Raw genomic sequence first — 19,445 nt, 5'->3', positions numbered from 1 at the left:
CGGCCGCTCAGGCGAGGGCCAGGGCGTCGAAGAGGTCGTCGGTGTAGAAGTCGTCGATCTCGCAGGCGCCGGACAGGGTGGAGAAGTAGTGGTCCACCAGGTCCTGGCGGCCGGCGATGGCGCGCAGCATGGTGACCCGTTCCGGCTGGATCTCCAGTTCGGCGGCCCTCAGCGTGCCGTGGTAGACGCCCGTGAAGTGCTCGTCGCGGTCCTCGCCGAACCGCGCCAGCGCGGCGTCCAGCCGCACCGGGTCGCCGAGGTCGGCGCCGATCCGGTCCACCAGCATCTGCACCTGGAGGAAGGCGTCGGTGATGCCGCTGTTGCCGATCGAGTCCTTGTGGTAGCCCGCGTCCCCCAGCAGCACCCACCCGGGGCCGGCCGCCTGGCGGAAGAAGTTGCGCTGGTCGCCGGTCCCGTACAGCCGCTCCGCCCGGGTGGCCGAGCGCATCCGCTCGTGCACCTCGGGCGCGGTCGTGCGGACGCTGTCCAGGTAGGCCGTCATGGCGTCCCCGCGGATGCGCTCGAACTCCGCCTGCGGGAAGTACGCCCCGACCAGCGTGCGCCCGTCGTTGGTGGGCACCGTGCCGACCAGGCGGCGGGGCCGCTGGTACACCTCGAACGTGGCCGGCAGGTCCTCGAAGTAGCTGAAGTACACACACGACCTCGGGGCGTCCTCCACCATCGTGCGCGCGCCGGTCAGCGCCGCGACCGTGGAGCGCATGCCGTCGGCGCCGACGACCAGCCTCGCCCGCTCCTCGAACCGGCCCTGCGCCGTCTTGACCCGCACGCCGGCGACGCGGTCGCCGTCGGACAGCAGCCCCTCCACCTGGCATCCCTGCCGGAACTCCACCCCGGCGGCGACGGCGGCGTCGGCCAGGACCGGGTCCAGGCGGTGACGGCGCGGCGCGTAGGCCGTGCGGTAGCCGTCCACCCCCCACGAGCAGCCTTCCAGCCGCACGTCCTCCACCTGGTACACGATGCCGTCGATGGGCGGGCAGCCGGTCGCCACCACGGCGTCCAGCACGCCCCACTGGCCGAGCTTGGCCACGCCCGGCTGGTGGAGGTAGTGCGTGGACAGCTTGTCGCGGGGGAAGCGGGCCTTGTCCAGCAGCAGCACCCGGTACCCGGCCCGCGCCAGCAGCATGGCGGCCGGCGACCCCGCGCAGCGGGCGCCGACCACGATCACGTCGTACATGCCCCGCCCCTCTGGTTCGGCCGGGCGATGACGGGCAGGTTCTTCGGCCCCCACATGCCCCGCTCGTGGTAACCGATCTCCGCGCCGCGGTCCACCTCCAGCGAGGGGAAGCGGCGCAGCAGCGCCTCCAGCGCGATCCTGGCCTCCAGGCGGGCCAGCGGCGCGCCGATGCAGAAGTGGATGCCGTGGCTGAAGGCCAGGTGCGGGTTCGGGTCGCGGCGGATGTCGAAGCGCCCCGGGTCGTCGATGCGGCGCTCGTCGTGGTTGGCCGACATCAGCCACGGCGTGACCACGCGGTTCTCCGGGATGGTCACCCCGCCGAGCTCCACCTCCGCGGCGGTGATCCTGCTGGCGGTGGTGAAGGGCGCGCGGTAGCGCAGCACCTCCTCGATCGCCGGGGGGATCAGCGCGGCGTCGCGCCGGACGGCGGCCATCGCCTCCGGGTGGGCGTCCAGGCACAGCACGGAGCTGCCCAGCAGCAGCGTCGTGGTGACGCTGCCCGCCATGAACACGATGTCGGCGAACTTGACGACCTCGTCCTCCGAGAGCCGCTCGCCGTCCACCTCGGCGGTGCACAGCGCGCTGATCAGGTCGTCCCTGGGGTGCAGGCGCCGGTCGCGGCAGTGCTGGAGCAGGTAGTCGGCCATGTCCTTGGTGACCTGTTCGAGCAGGTCGGCGTACTCGGGCGACTCGGAGGTGATGCCCTCGCGGGCGGTCATGCTCTGCGCGTTCAGCATGCGGTTGATCCACGTGCGGAACAGGTGCCGGTCGGAGGCCGGCACGCCGAGCAGCTCGGAGATCACGATCACCGGGAGCGGGAAGGTCAGCGCGTCGACCAGGTCGAACTCCTCCGCCGTCACCTCCTCCAGCAGCTCATCGGCCAGGGAGGCGATGCGGGGCGCGAGCGCGCCGACCGTCCGGGGGGTGAACGCCTTGCTGACCAGGCGGCGCAGCTTGGTGTGCCCGGGCGGGTCCATCGAGTTGATGTTCCCCTGGCTGATCTCGGCCAGCTCGGGGTTGATGCGACTGATGTCGTTGGAGAAGGCGGCGTGGTCGGTCAGCACGCGCTCCACGTCCGCGTAGCGGAAGACGTGGTAGGCGCCGTCGCCCTCGCGCCACACGGGATGGTGGTCCCGCATGCGCGCCATCCAGTCGAACAGCTCGGTTCCGCCGTCCGCGAGCGGAACGGCGTCGATCATGACCTCGGTCATTTGGCGGACTCCATTCTGTCGTCCCCGCCGAATATGCCCGAGCCGCTTATCACCTGGATATCGGGAATCCGTTTGATATCGGGCTGATAACCGGTGGCCATAGTTTGTGCCAATGGATGTTCTCGGTGTGCTCGGTGGGATGGGTCCGCTCGCCTCGGCCGAGTTTCTGAAGACGCTCTACCACGCCAATCTCCGCTCCCGCGAACAGGACATGCCCCGGGTGCTCGTGGACTCCGACCCCGGCTTTCCCGACCGCACCGAGGCCGTGGACGGCCCGGGCGCGCAGGAGATCGCCCGCCGCCTCGACGCCCGGCTGGGCGACCTGCTCGCGCGCGGCGCCGACCGGCTCGTCATGGCCTGCTTCACCGCCCACCACTTCCTCCCGCTGGTCGACCCGCTGCTCCGGGCGCGGCTGACCTCCCTGGTGGACCTGACGATCGAGGAGCTGGACCGCGCCGAGGGCAGGTTCCTGCTGCTGTGCACCGAGGGGACGCGGCGGGCGCGCATCTTCCAGAGCGCACCGCTGTGGGACCGCGTCGCCGGCCGGGTGGCCCTGCTCGGAGAGCGGGACCAGGAGCTGGTGCACCGCATGGTGTACCGGATGAAGCGCAACGGCGCGCTGCCCGACGTCGCGCCGGCCGTCGACCGCCTGCGCGCCCGCTACGGCTGCACGGGCGTCGTCCTCGGCTGCACCGAGTTCCACCTGGTGTCAGGCGGGCTCGCAGCTCTGCTCGGCGAGGCGAACGTGGTCGACGCGCTGCGCGCGTTCGCCCGGACCCTCCAGGCCCCCTACCGAAAGGACCTCCAGCATGCCGGATGAGAAGCTCGGCCCGCCCCCCTTCGGCGTGCTGCCCGGAGCCGTCGTGCGCCGCGTGCTGGCCGGCCGGGAGAAGCAGGTGGTCGAACTGGTCGAGGAGGCCTACCGCCTCCACGGCGAGGGCCGCACCGTCAACCCGCCGTCGTACTTCCTGCGCTTCCCCGACCGGCCCACCGGGCGGATCATCGCGCTGCCCGCCTCCGTGGGCGGGCAGGACGCCGTCGACGGGCTCAAGTGGATCTCCAGCTTCCCCGCGAACGTGGCACGCGGCATCCCGCGCGCCTCCGGCGTGCTCATCCTCAACGACCCCGAGACCGGCTACCCGTACGCCTGCCTGGAGGCCTCCCTCATCAGCGCGGCGCGCACCGCGGCCTCGGCCGTCCTGGCGGCCGACCGTCTCACGCGCGGAGGGCGGCGCCCGGTACGCGCCGGGTTCTTCGGCACCGGGCTGATCGCCCGCACCATCCACTCCTACTTCGCCGCCACCGGCTGGAGCTTCGACAGTGTCGGCGTGCACGACCTGGTGCCCGAGCGCGCCGCCGGTTTCGCGGCCGACCTGGCCGCCGCCGGCCAGGACGCCGTGGTGCACGACCGTCCCGAGGACCTGCTCCGCGCCTGCGACCTGGTGGTGTTCGCCACCGTCGCCGGCACGCCGCACGTGACCGACCCCGCCCTGCTGGCCCACAACCCGCTCGTCCTGCACGTGTCGCTCCGCGACCTCGCGCCCGAGATCGTCAAGGACGCCGCCAACGTCGTGGACGACGTCGACCACTGCCTGCGCGCCGGCACCTCCCTGGACCTGGCCCAGCAGCTGACCGGCGGGCGGGACTTCGTGGACGGGACCCTCTACGACGTCATGACCGGCGCGGTGACGGTCCGCCGCGACCGGCCGCTGATCTTCTCGCCGTTCGGGCTGGGCGTGCTCGACCTCGCAGTCGGGCGGTTCGTCCACCAGGCCGCCGGTCACTCCGGCGACCTGTCCGTCGTGCCCGACTTCTTTGTGTGAAACCGGCCTTGTGTGAAACCGGCTCTGTGCCAAATCGGGCGAATATCGCCCGCATAAACCGGCTCAATACGCTTCACGAGTCGCTCCGCCGCTGTTCTTAGGAGAGTCAGTTGACAGTTCTGGCAACGGCCGAAAGCGCCACCGGGGGTCTCCGGCTGAGCGCCACGGACGCCGACGAATTGGTGACCATCGCCCGGACGGTGATCCGTCAGGTCCCGGGCGGCCGCATCGACGACGCGGAGATGATCGCCGCCTGCCGCCGGGCGTCCATGCTGATGCCCGCCTCCCTCCGCGGGATGCTGCGCGGCTTCCTGCGCGAGTCCGGGGAGCGCGGCGCCGCGATCATCCACAACCTGCCCATCGATGAGGCGTCGCTGCCCTGCACGCCCGGGACCAGCACCTCGGTGCAGCGGTTCGGCACCGTTCCCGCCCTGCTCCTCATGCTGATCGCCGCCGAGCTGGGCGAGCCCGTGGCCTTCCGCGCCGAGAAGTCCGGCGCCCTGGTACAGGACGTCGTGCCGGTGCGCGGCAAGGAGGAGTTCCAGGGCAACGCCGGTTCGGTGCTGCTCAGCTTCCACAACGAGAACGCCTTCCACCCCTACCGGCCGGACTTCGTCATGCTCCTGTGCCTGCGCGCCGACCGCGACCGGGTCGCCGGCCTGCGCACGGCGAGCATCCGGGAGATCATGCCGCTGCTCAGCCCGGCGGCCAGGACGGCGCTGAGCAGCCCCGACTTCGTGACGGCCGCGCCGCCCTCGTTCGGCACCGGCCAGAGCACCGCTCCCCATGCGGTGCTGTCGGGCGCGCCGGAGGACCCCGACATCCGCGTCGACTTCGCCGCGACCAAGGCCCTCAGCCCCGAGGCCGAGCGGGCGCTGGCCGAGATGGGGGAGCTGTGCGAGCGGGTCGCCCACACCGTCGTCCTCAACCCCGGCGACCTGGCGATCGTCGACAACCGGGTCACCATGCACGGGCGAACCGCGTTCCGCCCCCGCTACGACGGCGCCGACCGCTGGCTCCAGCGCACCTTCGTCCTGCGTGATTTCCGCCGCTCCCGCATAGACCGCCCCAACGACGGCCACATCATCGCCTGACCCCCTCCACTCCACACGGCCCGTCTCCGCGCACCGGCGACGGGCCGTTCCATGTCCCGGGACCCTCTGTCGTGACGGAGGGATCCGCAGAGGGGACGGTGGGTGAGGATGGGGGGTTGTCAGGAAATGTTGGTGAAATTTCTTGGGAGGGGATTCGGGGCTGGGGCGGGGTGGTCGAGGGTGAAATCCGTGTCGCCCGGAATCGGGGGCTGAGCTGCCGGGGGGCGGGTGGCGCGTGGCGGTGCACGGCGGGCGCGGCGGCGTCCGCAGGCCCGGCCGGGGAGGGGGATCCACCGTTTTCCGCGTCCCACAATCGAGCCGGGAGGGCGTGAGGGCCGTTCTAGAGGGGGTAAGGCAGAACGGCCCTGTCATCTCGCCGCCGTTCGCGGCGGGCTGACCAGACAAGCCAATGGAGGATCACGGTGACGCCCACCAACCCTGACAAGCCGCACAAGATCGGATCAGGCGGGCCGCGCTGGCGCCTCTCAGGACCGTCCGTCCTCGCCGCCGCCGTCATGCTCGTGACGTCGGGAGGCGTCGGGATGGCCGCCGCTTCGGCCGCGTCCCCCACGCCGCCTCCCTCCGAGACCCCCAGCCCCACCCCCACGCTCACCGACACCCCGACCGTGCCGCCCACGGACGTCCCCACCGGCACCCCGTCGCCCGCCGTCCCTCCGCCTCCGGCCGAGACGCCGACCGTCTCCGTGCCGCACGTGGCCCCGTGGGCGTTCGTCGGCACCCTGCACGGCGAGTTCGTCATCCCGTCCAAGGACCGCTGCACCACCGTCACCCTGCTCACCCAGACCGGCCGGGCGACCTCCGTGTCCGAGGACGCGATCACCGTGCGCAGCCAGGACGGCTACGAGAAGGCGTACTCGATCATCGACGCCACCCGCGTCGTCTCCGGCCGTCGCGGCGACAGCGTGATCAAGCAGGGCGACTGGGTGGCGCTGACCGCCGTGCCGCAGGGCGACGACACCACCCCCGTCCCGCCGAGCCCGACCCCCACGCCCGAAGGTTCCGTGACCCCCACTCCGGAGGGTTCGGTCACGCCCACCCCGGAGGGCTCCGTCACTCCCACTCCGGAGGGCTCGGTCACGCCCGCCCCTGAAGGCTCGGTGACGCCCACGCCCGAGGGTTCCGTTACTCCCACGCCCGAAGGAACGGTGACGCCCGCGCCCGAGGGGCAGAGCGAGACGGTCGCGCCTCAGGGGGAGACCGCGACCGCCGCTCCCGAGCTGTCCGCGACGGCCGGGTACATCGTGGACCTCTCGCGCCCGAACAAGAGGTACTGGCCGGGCAAGGGCTGGAAGCCCAGCACTTACTGGTGGCCGGGCCAGGCCAAGTGGCGTGCTCCCGCGTCCTGCCCCACGCCGACTCCGACCGAGACGCCGACCGAGACCCCGACCCCCACGCCGACCGTGACCCCGACGACCGAGCCGACCCTGCCCACCGAGACCCCGACGGCCGACCCGACGGCCGATCCGACGGTGACCCAGACGGTGACCGTCACCCCGACCCCCTGAGCCGTTCACACTGACGGGCGTCCGCGTTCGCGTTCGCTGAGCGGTTCACACTGACGGGCGTCCGCCCCCGCGGCCGCGGCACGACCTCCGTGCCGCGGCCGTTCCACGCCCGCCCCGCTGAGCCGGTGGGCCGATGCGCCGCCCGTCGGCCCGGTCGAACAGGAAGAGCCGGTCCGCCCGACGTCACGGGTGTGCCGGACGGCGGGCCGGCTGGACGGATGAGCCGATCGGGCCGATGTCATGGGTGGGCCGTCCGGTGGGCCGGCTGAACGAATGGGCCTGGTACCGATGCCACCCGGTGGGCCGGTTGAGTCGGGGGTCCGCCGGGCTGCGGTGGCGGCTGGTCAGTCGCAGCAGCAGTCGCCGTCGTTCTCGTCGGTGGTGTTCTGGCAGGCGGTGACCTCGTCCGAGGGGGCGTCGGTCGTGGTGACGTCGGCGGACTTCGCCTTCTTGCCCTTCCCCGCCGGGCCGGGGTTGATGATGATGACCTTCAGGTGGATGTTGCACACCTTGGCGTTCTTGCACAGCGCGTTCTGGATGCCGGTCGCACCGCTCAGGGTCTCGGCCGAGGTGTGCTGGATGCCCTTGTTGACGGTGGGGCTGCCCACCTCGATGATGCTCTGGTTCCGCGTGCCGTTCCCGGCCTTCAGGACGGCGGGCACGGAGTCGTCGCCGTCGCCGTCGCCGCGCGGGTGACCGCCTCTGGTCCCGTGGGCGAGCGTGCCGCCGCCGGACCGGCCGGGCCCGTGCGCCCGTGCGCGGCCTCGCCCCCCGGTCGCCGGCCGCGCGTGCTCGCGGATCTGTGCGTGTGTACGGGTGTGGTGGGGCCTGCTTGCCGTCCGGCCAGCGCCGGTGTCGGCCGTCGCGGCGGGCGAGGTGACGATCAGGGGCATCGGGGCGGAGGCGCCCGCAAGCAGCCACATGGCGAGGTGGCCTGCCATGCGGACTCGGCCGCGGTGCCGACGCGTCATCTTCCGCCCCCTGATGCCTCACCCGGAAGCCGGGCGGCCAGGTCTCGATCAGGACCGGCCCGGTCAGCGTAACTCCGGGCGGCACGGCGGGCGGGTCCGCCGCGAACGGCGCGAGCGGGTCATTGCCGGGTCATTGCCTTGGGCGGTGCCAAGCGCGGTGCGTGGCGCGGTTTCGCTGCTTGATGACGCAGACGCGGTGGTGCGTGCACAGAGCCGTCTGCGTGCGCGAGTATCCGCCGGTGATGGTGTTGGTCACCTGCTGCTGGCCGCGGACCACCGTAGGGCTGTAGATGGCGGCGTAGGTGTTGTTGCGCCGGCCGTTGCCCGCCGTCATGTGGATCGGCCCCCGGTCGCCGCCCCTGAGCACAGCGGCGCCGCCACGGGGCGCGGCCGTCGCCTCGGCTTCGGCGGCCGGAGGCGCGGCGACCGCGATCAGCGCGCCGGCCAGGGCACCCAGCAGCACCACCGCCGACACGCGGACGCGGCCGAGGACGGGGACGCGGGCGGGGGCATGGTCCGGCGGGCCGCTCGTTCCGGCGGGCCGGCTCTGCGTGCGGTGAAGGGCCATCGGGCGCACCTGCCTCTCCAGGTCCGTCCGGCGGCGGGCGTTCCCTCCGGCCGGACATCGGCGACGTCAGGCTCCCTACCCCGTCACCGGCCACGCGCTGTGCCGGAATGCTCACGACACGTGTGTCTTTGGACGCTCTTTGTCGCCGTCGCGATGGGTGGCGACGGCGTTGGGCGGGCCTGTACGCGACCATCGGCACGGTCACCCGGCGGGCATCCGCGGGCGGCGGGAACACCGGACCGGCCGGAAGGAGTTCGGCTGGGTGGACGACTGAGACGCGGGGAGCGTGAACGGTGATGGGACGGACCACGACGAGGTTGACGGCCGCCGCGGCGGTGGCGGCGGCGGGCTGGGCGCTGCGGGACGTCCCGGCGGAGCTCGGCGCCCGCCCACTGCGCTCCGGCGCGCGCCGCGCCGCCCGCATGCGCGCCTCGGCGCGGTTCGCGGACGGCGTCTTCGTCAACCCGATGCCCGAACCGACGAAGGTGCCGGGCGGGCCGCCGCCGGGCATGCTCCGCGAGCTGCTCACCGGCGCCGAGCGGCGCCGTCCGCCGGGGGAGGTGCCGCTTCTGACCCCGTCGGCCGAGCCGCCCACCCCCGACGGGCTGCGGGTCGTCTGGTACGGCCACGCTTCGACGCTGGTCGAGATCGAGGGACGGCGGGTCCTGTTCGACCCGGTGTGGAGCAGGCGGGTCTCGCCCTCCCAGCTCGTGGGACCGAAGCGGCTGCACCCGGCGCCGGTCGGCCTGGGCTCGCTCCCGTCCCTCGACGCGATCGCCATCTCGCACGACCACTACGACCACCTCGACCTGGCGACCGTTCGCGTGCTGGCCCGCACGAGCACCGCGCCCTTCCTCGTGCCCCTGGGCATCGGCGCCCACCTGGAGAAGTGGGGGGTGCCGTCCGACCGCGTCGTCGAGCTCGACTGGGACGAGGAGGCCGAGGTGGCCGGGCTGCGGTTCACCGCGACGGCGGCCCGGCACTTCTCCGGGCGGACCTTCCGCCGCGACGAGACGCTGTGGGGCTCGTGGGCGATCGCCGGGGAGCGCCGCAAGGTCTTCTACGCCGGCGACTCCGGGTACTTCCAGGGGTATGCCGGCATCGGCGCCCAGCACGGCCCGTTCGACCTCACGCTGATGCCGATCGGCGCCTACAGCCCCGCATGGCCCGACATTCACATGAACCCCGAGGAGGCGGTGAACGCCCACATCGACCTCGGCGGCGGGCTGCTGCTTCCCGTGCACTGGGCGACGTTCACGCTGGCCCTGCACCCGTGGGCGGAGCCCGTCGAGCGGCTGTGGCGGGAGGCCAAGGCCCGTGACGTCCGCATCGTGGCGCCCCGGCCCGGTGAGACCGTCGACGTCGACGCCGCGCCGGCGGTGGACGGCTGGTGGGAGACCCTGATAAGGCGGTGATGTGGACCTCTCCCAGGCGGTGAGCGAGCTGTACGGCGGCGCGCCGGAAGACTTCGTCGAGACGCGCAAGCGGCTGGCGGCCGAGGCCAAGAAGGCCGGGGACGCCGGCCTGGCCAAGAGCATCGGCGCGCTGCGGCGCCCCACGGTGTCCGCGTGGGCGGTGAACCGGCTGGCCCGTGACGCCCCCGACGAGCTGGACGAGCTGCTCGACCTGGGCGCCGACCTGCGCGCGGCCTGGGGGCAGGGCGGGCAGATCGGCGAGTTGGACCAGCGGCGCGGTGAGCTGGTCGCCCGCCTGGCCCGCACCGTCGACGCGCTGGCCGAGCAGGCGGGCCGTCCGCTGCGCGAGGGGGCCGCGCGCGAGATCGAGGACACCCTGCACGCCGCGACGATGGACGCGGCGGTGGCCGAGGAGGTCCGGCACGGCCGGCTGGCCCAGCCGCGCAGACACGTCGGCTTCGGGCCGGCCGACGACCTGTCCGCGCTTCTGGGGAGCTCCGCCGCCGGCGCCGCGCCGGCCGGAACGGACCGGCGCGAGGGCGGCCCCTCCGCGCCGGCCGGTGGGCGCGCCGCCAAGGGCGCCCCGGCCGCCAAGGGCGATCGGGCCCAGCGGGCGGCCGAGGCGGCCAAGGCCCGCGAGGAGGCCGAGAAGCGGGAGGAAGAGGAGCGGCGCCGCCGGCGGGAAGAGCGCGCGGCGGCGGCCGAGGCCCAGGCCGCGCAGGCCGCGAGCGCCCTCGCCGAATGGGAGGCGGAGGCCGGTGAGGCCGAGCGGGCTCACGCGGCCGCCGCCGAGGAGGCCGACCGGCTGCGCCGCGAGCTCGCCGCGGCCCTCGAACGCCAGGAGGCGGCCACCAAGCGGCTCAACATGGCCGAGCGCGAACGCGACCGCGCCACCCGCCGAGCCGCCGAGGCCCGCCGCCGCGCTCGGCAGGCCCAGGCCGACCTGGAGCCCTGATGCCCGGCGCCGCGCTCGGCAGGCCCAGGCCGACCTGGAGCTCTGATGCCCGGCGTCGCGCTCGGCAGGCCCAGTCCGCCCTGGAGTTCTGACGCCCGCCGCCGGGCCTGGTAGGCGTAGGCCGATCTGGAGCTTTGGCGCGATGCCCGCGGACCCGCACCGGGGCGCCGTTCTCCGCCCGGTGTGCGCTGGAGGCGGCTCGCGCCGGGCCGCAGGCCGTACGGTGGCGATGCCGGCGCCGCCGTACGGTGCCCGGCCCGGCGGATGTTCCTCGCGCTTGTCCGCCCTCGCGGCGTCGCACTACCTTGCCGGTGTGGATCTGTTCTCACTCTCTTGGGCGGCGTTGCGCACGGCGGTCGCCGAACTCCCGGACGAGGACTTCGCCCGGCCGTCCGGCTGTACCGGCTGGCTCGTGCGTGACCTGGTGTGCCATTTGGTGATCGACGCCCAGGACGTCCTGATCACCCTCGTGACCCCCTCCGATGCCGAACCCACTCGCGACGCGGTGACCTACTGGGAGGTCGCCGGTACGCCGCCCACCGGCGACGACCCGCTCGACGCGCTGACCGTCCGGCTGGCCGCCGCCTACGAGGAGCCCAGGCTGCTGAAGTTCCACCTGGACGACGTCGGCTCCGCCGCCGGCCGCGCCGCCGAGCTGGCCGACCCGGCTCTGCGGGTCGGTACCCGCGGCGAAGTCCTCACCGCCGGCGACTACCTGTCCGCGTACGTCCTGGAGTGGACGCTGCACCACCTGGACCTGGTCGCGCACATCCCGGAGGCGGCGGAACCGCCCGCCGGGGGGCTCGCCCGGTCCCGCGCGATGCTGGAGGCGATCGCCGGGACCGCGTTCCCCGCGTCATTCTCCGACAAAGACGCGCTGCTCATCGGCACGGGACGGCGAGCACCGGCCGACGCGGAGCAGGCCTGGCTGGGTGAGCTGGCCGCGAGGCTCCCGTTCGTCCTCGGGTGATCGGCCGCACGCCGCCACCCGGAGGACGATGCTCCGCCACCGGGAGGATGGTGCTCCGCCACCGGGGAGCGGGGGTCTACGAGGATTCGCCAAGGGTCTTGTAGAGCTCTTTGCACCGGGGCGTGCGAGTGTCGCCGGGCGCGCACAGCTCGACGACCATCGAGAAGTCGACGCTGTGTCGCCGGCCCGCGGAGGTGTAGGTGAGCCGCACGCCCTCGGCGCGCGCGGTGGCGTCGCCGGTCTTGCCGTACTGCAGGCCGAGTTCGGTGCGGAGCGTCTGGTCGCCGTCCTTGCCGCAGACGGTGGTGATGGCGGGAGGGCGGGCCGGGAATCCCACCTTGGTCAGGGGCTGGTCGACGTTGCCGAGCATCGGCGTGGTCCGGCTCTGCGGCCGGGCCGAGACGGCCTGCAGGCGGATGCCTCCGGACGGCTTGAGCAGCTCGGCCTTGTCGATGGTGACCGATCCGGGCCGGTCCAGGCACACCACCCAGCTGCCCAGCGAATAGGCCTTTCCCGTGGTCGTGTCGGGCAGGGTGGCGGTGAAGGTGACGTCCTGGTCGATGTAGAGCAGCGCGCTCTCACTCGCGCAGCCGGCGGTGGCCACGACGATGGTCATCGCGGCCGCCCAGGCGGCACGAGTGAGAGCGCGCATGGCTACCTCATCCTTCGGTCGAATGCCGTGATCAGTACTTGTGCGCCTCGACGATGCGCGAGTGACCGTCGACCCACCCGTAGCTCGTGTTGCCGCACAGCCAGGACTTCTTGGACACCGTCCAGCTGATGCTGGAGGAGGAGTTGAAACCCGACTGCGCGGTGACGTTGACCACGCCCAGGTCGACACCGCCGCTGACAGTGGCATTCTTACCGCGAGTCTTGGTGTAGGTGCCACCGCTGTAGGACGTGCACTTGCGGGTGTCCCGGAAGATCACCGGCTTGGCCTTGGTGAACTTGCTCAGCAGGCTGTGCACGCCGATCGGCCTGCGCTCGGTGGGACCGGTGATCTTCGTCCCGTGGTAACAGACCCGCGTGTAGTCGCGATAGTTGACCTTGTTGTAGGCCCACACGCTGATGAGGCCGCCGCGCTCGGCGCTGGCCGCCAGGTCCACCTTGAGCGAGCCGCCTCCCGACCACTGGCCGGCCGTGTTCTTGAACCCGATCCCCAGCTGGTGATCGACCCCGTGCGACTGGTTGATCTTGGCTTTGGCGCCGCTCCAGCCGTGGGCCTCCATGAAGCGTTCCTGGCGGCCGGTGAACTTGGCGCGCGCCTCGGTGATGCATCCGGCCGCGGCGGCGGCCATCCCGTACTGGGCGGCCGCCGTGGTGAAGACGTCCGAGCGGGGCTCCACGGCCACGGCCGACGCCTGGGCGCCTGCCGCGGCGCCGAGACTGTCGTCCTGCCACTCCGGCTCGGTCGAGGGGTCGGGGTCGGGCTGGATCTCGGTGTCCGGGTCGATCTCCTCACCCTCGGGACCCGGGTCGATCCACTCGGCGGGGGTGTCGGCGCGGTTCTCCGCCACGCGGGCGTTGCCGCCCAGGTCGATGGCGAGGGTGGCCGGGCCGCTGTTCTCGGCGACATCGGCCGGGGCGGTCGACCACAGCGGGATGACCGTGGCGGACGCGGTGGACACACCGCCGGCCGGTGTCGCGGCGGGCCGGGTGGCGGTGTAGTGCCAGCGCACCTCACGGGTGGCGTCGGCGATCGCCAGCTGCACGTCCACCGAGCCGTCGTCGGCCACGTAGTCCGCCGGCAACGCGTCGGGGTCGACGTCGATGATGAAGCGGCCCGCGGAGTCGGCCTTGGCCACGCCGATGGTGTGGAGGGGGACCTCGGCGCCGTCGGCCAGGCCGTCGAGGATCTCCTCCCTGGGCCAGGCGTTGGCCACGACGTCGGCCCCGGGAACGGCTTGGCCGTCGATGGCGGCCAGGCCGGTGACCGCGCTCTCGGGGATCGTTCCGTCGGGGTTGGTCGGCGGGGTGTAGTCGACGATCAGTTTGGGTCCCTTGGCCGGGTCGCCGTTCTCGGCGGATCGGAACATGCGCCAGTTCGTCGTGTCGCCCTCGTTGGCGGCGCGCAGCTGGAGCCCCTGGTCGGCGGCGCCGTCGGCCCAGGCTTGCACGATGTCCTCGATGGAGTAGTACAGCTCGGCCTCGGCGCAGTCGGGTTCCCCGGCCGCGCGGGCCAGCGTGACGGCGCCCGTCGTAGTGGTGGCCGGCTGCGCGCTCAGCTGGAGGGACGACGGGGTCCAGGCGGCGGTGACCCGGCGCACCTGGATGCCGGAGCCGACGGTGGTGCCGCAGGCGTTGGACTTGTAGTTCCACAGCCGTAGATCGGCGTTGTTGATCACCGCGCCGGCCAGCCGGGTGGTGCCGAACTTCAGGTACGTACGGGCCGTCTTGGCGCCGGAGCCGAACTTGCCCGCATGCAGCCAGGTGGAGGCGTTCTGCGCGGTCGGGTAGTCGGTGGAGACGAAGGTGTCGGTCTGCAGCGCCAGCGTCGTCCACGGGTCCACCGTGACCGGGTATCGCACGGCCGGGTCGGCCAGGAAGCCCGCGTCGGGCTTGAGCACCAGCACGGGGCCGCCCTTGCCGTGTTCGACGGCGGTGGCCACCTGCGCGCGCCGCCCGGCGTCCGGGGACCGCTCGGCGGCCGCGTCCCACATCTGCGGCCGCGGGGCGGAGGCCACCAGGTCGCCGCCGGCGGAGTCGGTCAGCCTCAGCCGGCCGGCGGCGTCCTCGCCGAACTCCAGGCCCGACAGGGCCAGCGGCATACGGATCTCCAGCGGCTCGCTGGGGCGCTCGCGCAGCACCAGGTCGTGGGCCATGCCGGTCGGCAGGGCGGTCACCACCAGATCGCCGCCTGGGACGACATCGCGGTAGGTCGCCACGTTGCCGGCCACCACGGGCCGAGGCAGGGCCTTGGCCCACCGCACGCCGAAGCTGCGGCCCTTGCCGCGGCTGAGCTTCGCCGCGGGCCCGTCACCGCCGGTGGAGATCTCCATGTCGGCCTTGGCCCGTCGCGGCCGCAGCACGCCGCCACTCTCCACCAGGGTGGTGTCGATGTCGCCCCACACGCCCTTGTCCTTGACCCGGACGGGACCGGAGAACAGCTCCGTGCGCAGCGATCCGTCGGGGTTGGCGTAGGTGGTGCTCTGCTCGGTGCGCAGCGACCAGATCTCCACCGGAGAGCCTTGCCGCTCGGCCGCCTCCAGCGCCGAGTGCCGGTCGGGCGAAGAGGAGATCGTCTCGGCGATCGCAGGAGTGGTGACGGTCGCGCCGGTGACCATCAGTGAGCCGGTCAGGACCAGGACGGTCCCCGCGGACAGGACGCGGGAGGGCCGTAACAGCCACGGTGACCTGCGTTTGTCGTACTGTTCGGGCGTCATTCGCTCATCTCGTTCACGAAGAGACAGGACAGCGAAAATATAGATGGTCTATGCATCATTTTCCGTGACGCGAAGTGAGAGATATCTCGTGAATGAAAGCCCTATATCTGGGTAAATTCCGGAAAAGAAATGCTTTCCTGAATTCATCCATCACCCGGAGCGACCACGGCTCCGGCGAGGGTGACGAGGGCGAGGTTCGCCCGGGAGCCCAGGGCTCCGGCTAGGGGCGCGGTAGCGGGCGGCGGGGGGTGGAGCCTCGCCATTCGACGAGCATGACGGTGGCGTCGTCCTCCATCCGCTGGTCGTGGTAGGTGAGCACGTTGCGGATCAGCCGGCGCAGGGTTTCCTGCACGGGCAGGGCGTCCATCGCGCTGCGGATGACGAAGTCGACGAAGCGCGGCAGTCCGAACTCCTGGCCGTCCTCGTTGCGGGCCTCGGTGATGCCGTCGGTGTAGAGCAGCACGCGGTCGCCGGGCTGGAGTTGCTCCTGGCACGTCACCAGGGGCAGGCCGAGGTAGAGCCCGAGAGGGTGGGACGGCCGGCAGTCCAGCGTGGCCACCCAGTGCCCGTCGCGGATCAGCACGGGGGGGTGGTGGCCGCAGTTGATCCAGGTGAGCAGCCCGCTGGGGATGTCCAGGTTGGCCAGCACCGCGGTGGCGAAGCGCTCGTCGGTGCCGAACTCCTCCATCAGGGCGTCCTCGATCGCCTCGACGGTGGAGGCGAGGTCCTTGCCCTGGTGGCGGTGGCTGCGGCAGGCCGCGACGGCCAGGGTGGCGGTCAGGCCGGCGGAGGCGTCGTGGCCCATGGCGTCGTACATCGCCAGGTGCAGGGTGTCGCCCGCCAGGCCGTAGTCGAAGGCGTCGCCGCTGATGTCGTAGGCCGGCTCCAGCGCCGCGGCGATCATCACCTCGTCGCTGGCGAAGCTCAACGGCGGCATCAGGTTCCACTGCATCTCCGCCGTGACGCTCATCGCGCGGGTGCGCACGAGCCGGGCGTAGGTGTCACTGTGGGCGCTCTTGCTCGCCACCAGCAGGGCCACGGTCGAGGCCAGGCAGCGGATGTCCGCCTGGGTCCACTCGGTCTCCTGGTCCACGCTGACGCGCATCACCCCGAGACGCTCGGTGCCGTCCAGCAGGGGCACCCACCACCACTCGGGACGGCCGTCCTCGCCGGTCTTGGGGAGGACCTGCAGTTGCTGAAAGGCCTTGCCCGCCAGCGTGCCGTCGACCCGCAGCTCGCAGGGCCCCAGAGCCTGGTCCTCAGGGCAGGGGAGCAGGTGCAGGTTCTCCTGCTGGAGGTCGACCAGGTACACAAGGACGTCGCGCAGACCCGCGCCCGGGGCGTGCTCGGCGAGCAGCTCCGGCAGCATCTCCAGGCCCGAGAAGTGGCCGGCCTCCATCAGTTCGGCCATCAGATCGGCGGCACCGGCGGACAGCTTCCTCGCGATCACCTGGCCCCCTGCGTCCTCTCTGAGAGCCTTACCCCCGCTCGAGCAGCGGATGGAACATACCGGGCAAATTGTGGTCATAGGCATGGAAAGTGATGGCGCACGTGCGGGTGCGCGTCACCCTTACCTCTCGCTAATCCCGTGCTCCGTAGACATGGTCCCGTCGGCCGGGCACCGGGCCCGGGGACGCGAGGAGGAGATCGAGATGGTTGTCCGGCGGCTGACCTTGGTGGTGGCGTCACTGTCCGTGCTCGCGCTGGCCGGATGCGGGGGGCAGGCGAAGGGGACGGGCGTCGCCTCGGCCGATGGCGGGGCGTCCGGCGGGCCCGCCGCGTCGGCCTCGCCGGCGACGTCCAGCGACCCGCTGAAGTTCGCGCAGTGCATGCGCGAGCACGGGATCGACATGAAGGACCCCGAGCCGGACGGCCGCATCGAGATCAAGATCGACAAGGGGCGGCAGGGCAAGATGGAGGCGGCGCAGAAGGCGTGCGGGAAGTACATGCAGGGCGGCAAGCGGCTGGACGCGGACGACCCGAAGCGCCGGGACGCCATGCTGCGGTTCGCCCGGTGCATGCGCGAGCACGGTGTCGACATGGCCGACCCCAAGCCCGGCGAGGGCATCCTGCTCAGGATGCCGAAGCCGGGCAGCGGAGGGGAGGAGAAGGCCAAGGCCGCGCAGAAGGCGTGCGAGCACTTCATGGGCGGCGGCATGGGCGGGTGACGGCGGCCAGGTCGGGGTGACGGCGGCCGGGGCGGGTGATCGCGGCCAGGGCGGGTGACGGCGGGCCGGGCGGGTGATCGCGGCCAGGTCGGGGTGACGGCGGCCAGGCCGGGTGACCGCGGCCCGGTCGCGCCGCGCCGCCGGTCATCTCGTGGCGGCGGAGAGGCGGGCCGCGACCGGGGGGCGGGCGGCGGGCAGGCTCACGGTGACGAGCAGGCCGCCGTCCGGACGGGGCGCCGCCTCCACCTGGCCGTCGTGCGCGGCGACGATGGCCCGGACGATCGAGAGCCCGAGGCCGGAGCCCTGCGCCGAGCCGACGCGCTCGCGCAACCGGTGGAACGGCTCGAACAGGTCCTCGACCTCGTAGGCGGGGATCACCGGCCCGGTATTAGCCACCTTGATCACGATATTTCCGGAATCATCGGTTACCTCGACCCGCAGCATTCCGTCCTTGACGTTGTACTTCAGCCCGTTCTCCACCAGGTTGAACACGCACCGCTCGATGAGCACCGGATCGCCCGCCGCCGTCGCCGGGGACAGCCGGCGCTCCAGTGTGACGCGCCGCCGCCGCGCGAGCGCCTCCAGCCCTTCGAGCACGCCGAGCGCCACCTCGTCCACCGCCACCGGCTTGCGCACCACCAGCTCGTGCTCCGACCGGGTGAGCAGCAGCAGGCCTTCGATCAGCCGTTCGTGCCGGGCGTTGGTGCCGAGCAGCGCCTTGCCCAGGCGCACCAGGTCGTCGGAGGCGTCCGGCTCCTCCAGGGCCACCTCCAGCAGAGTCCGGTTGATCGCCAGCGGGGTGCGCAGCTCGTGCGAGGCGTTCAGCACGAACCGCCGCTGCGCGTCGAACGCCCGCTGGAGCCGGTCCAGCATGGCGTCGAAGGTGTCGGCGAGCCGCTTGACGTCGTCCCGCGGGCCCGCGAGGGCGATGCGCTCGTGCAGGGTGCTCTCCGAGAGCCGCTCGGCCGTCTCGGTCACCTGCCGCAGCGGGCGCAGGGCGCGGTCGGCCACCAGATGGCCGAGGACGATCGCCAGCACGCCGCCGACCAGCATGATGATGGCCGAGTTCTGGAACAGGTCGCCGAGCACCTGCTGCCTGCCCTGCTCCACCTGGGCGAGCACGTCGCGCTGCACCTTCATCGCGAACACCATGGGCTTGTGCGGCGAGGTGGGCAGGTCAGGCGGCAGCGTGGTGGTCCCGAAGAACAGCTCCCGCTCCAGCGCGCGGGCCGTGAGCAGGTACGTCACCCACAGCAGTGCCGTCCCGGCCGTGAAGAACAGGCCGCTGTAGAGGATGGTGAGCCGGGTGCGCAGCCCGACGCCGCTCCACCACCCGCGCGCCCGCCGGGCGATCACCGCGCACCCCCCGGCCGCCCCGCCAGCCGGTACCCCATCCCCGGCACGGTCTCGATGACGTCCGGCTCTCCCAGCTTCCTGCGCAGGGTGGTGATGGTCACCCGCAACGCCCCCGTCCCCGACTCCACGTTCTCGTCCCACGCCCGCGCGACCAGCCGCCGCGGCGTCACCGCGGCCCCGGCGGCCCGCACCAGCTCCGCCAGCACGGCGAACTCCTTGCGCGTCAGCGTCACCGGCCGCCCGTCCCGGTGGACCGCGCGGACCGCCAGGTCCACCCGCACGCCCGCCCGCGACAGGACGGCGGGACGCTCCGGCGCGGTGCGGCGGGCGAGCGCGCGGATCCGCGCGACCAGCTCGGTGAACGCGAACGGCTTGGTGAGGTAGTCGTCGGCCCCCAGCGACAGCCCCTCGACCCGGTCGCCCACCCGTCCGGCGGCGGTCAGCATGAGCACCCGCCCGGACGCCCCGGCGGCGGCCAGGCGGCGGCACACCTCGTCCCCGTGCAGCTCCGGCAGGTCGCGGTCGAGGACGACCACGTCGTAGGCGGTGTGGCCGAGCCGCTCCAGCGCCTCGGCGCCGTCGTAGGCCACGTCCACCGCGATCGCCCTGCGCCGCAGCCCGCGGGCTATGGCGTCGGCGAGTTCGTCCTCATCCTCGACGACGAGCACACGCATCGCGCGTCCCCCTTCGCTGGTCTGGCGGGCAACAACGGACGACTGACCAGCGTGCCTCAGACGGCGTTAGCAACCGGTAAGCCCGCCGGCCCCGTCCCGCGCTTACCCGCCGCTAATCCGCCGCTGGTTAGAAACC

The 19,445-nt window shown here is 72.6% G+C and carries 17 protein-coding genes; 8 read left to right on the top strand and 9 right to left on the bottom strand.

Annotation, left to right across the window (positions count from 1 at the left end; all coding sequences use genetic code 11):
* Positions 1-7: 7 nt before the first annotated feature.
* Complete coding sequence (locus ACWEN6_RS27135) at positions 8-1,195, bottom strand: NAD(P)/FAD-dependent oxidoreductase (protein ID WP_452573979.1); 1,188 nt, start codon at positions 1,193-1,195, stop codon at positions 8-10.
* Positions 1,183-2,406: a cytochrome P450 gene (locus ACWEN6_RS27130; RefSeq protein ID WP_452573977.1), complete on the bottom strand. Its 1,224-nt coding sequence runs from the start codon at positions 2,404-2,406 to the stop codon at positions 1,183-1,185. The genes ACWEN6_RS27135 and ACWEN6_RS27130 overlap by 13 nt, the downstream gene beginning before the upstream one ends.
* A 112-nt stretch (positions 2,407-2,518) precedes the next feature.
* Between ACWEN6_RS27130 and ACWEN6_RS27125 the strand changes: the two genes are divergently transcribed.
* From ACWEN6_RS27125 to ACWEN6_RS27110, 4 genes are all read left to right on the top strand, one after another.
* The gene (locus ACWEN6_RS27125; protein WP_452573975.1) at positions 2,519-3,226 is read left to right on the top strand and encodes an aspartate/glutamate racemase family protein; all 708 of its coding nucleotides are present in this window, start codon (positions 2,519-2,521) and stop codon (positions 3,224-3,226) included.
* Positions 3,216-4,229, top strand: a complete 1,014-nt coding sequence (gene sbnB / locus ACWEN6_RS27120; protein ID WP_452573973.1) for a 2,3-diaminopropionate biosynthesis protein SbnB — start codon at positions 3,216-3,218, stop codon at positions 4,227-4,229. The genes ACWEN6_RS27125 and sbnB overlap by 11 nt, the downstream gene beginning before the upstream one ends.
* Positions 4,230-4,339: 110 nt before the next feature.
* On the top strand, positions 4,340-5,323 hold the full coding sequence (locus ACWEN6_RS27115) for a TauD/TfdA family dioxygenase (RefSeq protein WP_452573971.1): 984 nt from the start codon (positions 4,340-4,342) through the stop codon (positions 5,321-5,323).
* A gap of 422 nt (positions 5,324-5,745) precedes the next feature.
* Positions 5,746-6,849 carry a hypothetical protein gene (locus tag ACWEN6_RS27110; RefSeq protein ID WP_452573969.1) on the top strand — a complete coding sequence of 368 codons (1,104 nt, stop codon included), beginning with the start codon at positions 5,746-5,748 and terminating at the stop codon, positions 6,847-6,849.
* Between the two features lie 344 nt (positions 6,850-7,193).
* On the opposite strand, the gene ACWEN6_RS27105 is transcribed toward ACWEN6_RS27110, so the two are convergent.
* A complete protein-coding gene (locus tag ACWEN6_RS27105; RefSeq protein ID WP_452573967.1) occupies positions 7,194-7,790 on the bottom strand; it encodes a hypothetical protein in 597 nt (198 codons plus the stop codon).
* Between the two features lie 160 nt (positions 7,791-7,950).
* Entirely contained in the window at positions 7,951-8,388 is a 438-nt protein-coding gene (locus ACWEN6_RS27100) for a hypothetical protein (protein WP_452573965.1), read from the bottom strand.
* A gap of 296 nt (positions 8,389-8,684) precedes the next feature.
* On the opposite strand from ACWEN6_RS27100, the gene ACWEN6_RS27095 reads away from it, so the two are divergent.
* The 3 genes from ACWEN6_RS27095 to ACWEN6_RS27085 all read left to right on the top strand — a co-directional run bounded on the left by ACWEN6_RS27095 (position 8,685) and on the right by ACWEN6_RS27085 (position 11,728).
* Positions 8,685-9,803: an MBL fold metallo-hydrolase gene (locus tag ACWEN6_RS27095; RefSeq protein ID WP_452573963.1), complete on the top strand. Its 1,119-nt coding sequence runs from the start codon at positions 8,685-8,687 to the stop codon at positions 9,801-9,803.
* Between the two features lies 1 nt (position 9,804).
* A complete protein-coding gene (locus ACWEN6_RS27090) occupies positions 9,805-10,758 on the top strand; it encodes a hypothetical protein (protein WP_452573961.1) in 954 nt (317 codons plus the stop codon).
* Positions 10,759-11,071: 313 nt separating this feature from the next.
* Positions 11,072-11,728, top strand: a complete 657-nt coding sequence (locus ACWEN6_RS27085) for a maleylpyruvate isomerase N-terminal domain-containing protein (protein WP_452573959.1) — start codon at positions 11,072-11,074, stop codon at positions 11,726-11,728.
* Between the two features lie 76 nt (positions 11,729-11,804).
* Here the strand turns inward: ACWEN6_RS27085 and ACWEN6_RS27080 are convergent, their stop codons facing one another.
* The 3 genes from ACWEN6_RS27080 to ACWEN6_RS27070 all read right to left on the bottom strand — a co-directional run bounded on the left by ACWEN6_RS27080 (position 11,805) and on the right by ACWEN6_RS27070 (position 16,561).
* Positions 11,805-12,380: a hypothetical protein gene (locus tag ACWEN6_RS27080; protein WP_452573957.1), complete on the bottom strand. Its 576-nt coding sequence runs from the start codon at positions 12,378-12,380 to the stop codon at positions 11,805-11,807.
* A 31-nt stretch (positions 12,381-12,411) separates the two neighbouring features.
* The gene (locus ACWEN6_RS27075; protein WP_452573955.1) at positions 12,412-15,111 is read right to left on the bottom strand and encodes a DNRLRE domain-containing protein; all 2,700 of its coding nucleotides are present in this window, start codon (positions 15,109-15,111) and stop codon (positions 12,412-12,414) included.
* A gap of 220 nt (positions 15,112-15,331) precedes the next feature.
* Complete coding sequence (locus ACWEN6_RS27070; protein WP_452573953.1) at positions 15,332-16,561, bottom strand: PP2C family protein-serine/threonine phosphatase; 1,230 nt, start codon at positions 16,559-16,561, stop codon at positions 15,332-15,334.
* A gap of 202 nt (positions 16,562-16,763) precedes the next feature.
* On the opposite strand from ACWEN6_RS27070, the gene ACWEN6_RS27065 reads away from it, so the two are divergent.
* Positions 16,764-17,279, top strand: coding sequence for a hypothetical protein (locus ACWEN6_RS27065; RefSeq protein ID WP_452573951.1), 516 nt, complete (start codon positions 16,764-16,766; stop codon positions 17,277-17,279).
* Positions 17,280-17,423: 144 nt separating this feature from the next.
* Here ACWEN6_RS27065 and ACWEN6_RS27060 read toward each other — a convergent pair whose 3' ends face one another.
* Both ACWEN6_RS27060 and ACWEN6_RS27055 read right to left on the bottom strand, forming a co-directional pair.
* On the bottom strand, positions 17,424-18,635 hold the full coding sequence (locus ACWEN6_RS27060) for a HAMP domain-containing sensor histidine kinase (RefSeq protein WP_452573949.1): 1,212 nt from the start codon (positions 18,633-18,635) through the stop codon (positions 17,424-17,426).
* Positions 18,632-19,309: a response regulator transcription factor gene (locus ACWEN6_RS27055; protein WP_452573947.1), complete on the bottom strand. Its 678-nt coding sequence runs from the start codon at positions 19,307-19,309 to the stop codon at positions 18,632-18,634. The genes ACWEN6_RS27060 and ACWEN6_RS27055 overlap by 4 nt, the downstream gene beginning before the upstream one ends.
* Positions 19,310-19,445: the final 136 nt, after the last annotated feature.

The sequence above is a fragment of the Sphaerisporangium sp. NPDC004334 genome, assembly GCF_053602655.1.
This window is presented reverse-complemented; position numbering and strand designations above follow the sequence as displayed.

What these genes read in the sequence shown, in the direction of transcription:
- ACWEN6_RS27095 (WP_452573963.1), top strand. Translation starts at nt 8,685, where the DNA reads ATGGGACGGACCACGACGAGGTTGACGGCCGCCGCGGCGGTGGCGGCG.
- ACWEN6_RS27100 (WP_452573965.1), bottom strand. Translation starts at nt 8,388, where the DNA reads ATGGCCCTTCACCGCACGCAGAGCCGGCCCGCCGGAACGAGCGGCCCG.
- ACWEN6_RS27135 (WP_452573979.1), bottom strand. Translation starts at nt 1,195, where the DNA reads ATGTACGACGTGATCGTGGTCGGCGCCCGCTGCGCGGGGTCGCCGGCC.
- ACWEN6_RS27130 (WP_452573977.1), bottom strand. Translation starts at nt 2,406, where the DNA reads ATGACCGAGGTCATGATCGACGCCGTTCCGCTCGCGGACGGCGGAACC.
- ACWEN6_RS27075 (WP_452573955.1), bottom strand. Translation starts at nt 15,111, where the DNA reads ATGACGCCCGAACAGTACGACAAACGCAGGTCACCGTGGCTGTTACGG.
- ACWEN6_RS27105 (WP_452573967.1), bottom strand. Translation starts at nt 7,790, where the DNA reads ATGGCAGGCCACCTCGCCATGTGGCTGCTTGCGGGCGCCTCCGCCCCG.
- sbnB (WP_452573973.1), top strand. Translation starts at nt 3,216, where the DNA reads ATGCCGGATGAGAAGCTCGGCCCGCCCCCCTTCGGCGTGCTGCCCGGA.
- ACWEN6_RS27080 (WP_452573957.1), bottom strand. Translation starts at nt 12,380, where the DNA reads ATGCGCGCTCTCACTCGTGCCGCCTGGGCGGCCGCGATGACCATCGTC.
- ACWEN6_RS27125 (WP_452573975.1), top strand. Translation starts at nt 2,519, where the DNA reads ATGGATGTTCTCGGTGTGCTCGGTGGGATGGGTCCGCTCGCCTCGGCC.
- ACWEN6_RS27055 (WP_452573947.1), bottom strand. Translation starts at nt 19,309, where the DNA reads ATGCGTGTGCTCGTCGTCGAGGATGAGGACGAACTCGCCGACGCCATA.
- ACWEN6_RS27065 (WP_452573951.1), top strand. Translation starts at nt 16,764, where the DNA reads ATGGTTGTCCGGCGGCTGACCTTGGTGGTGGCGTCACTGTCCGTGCTC.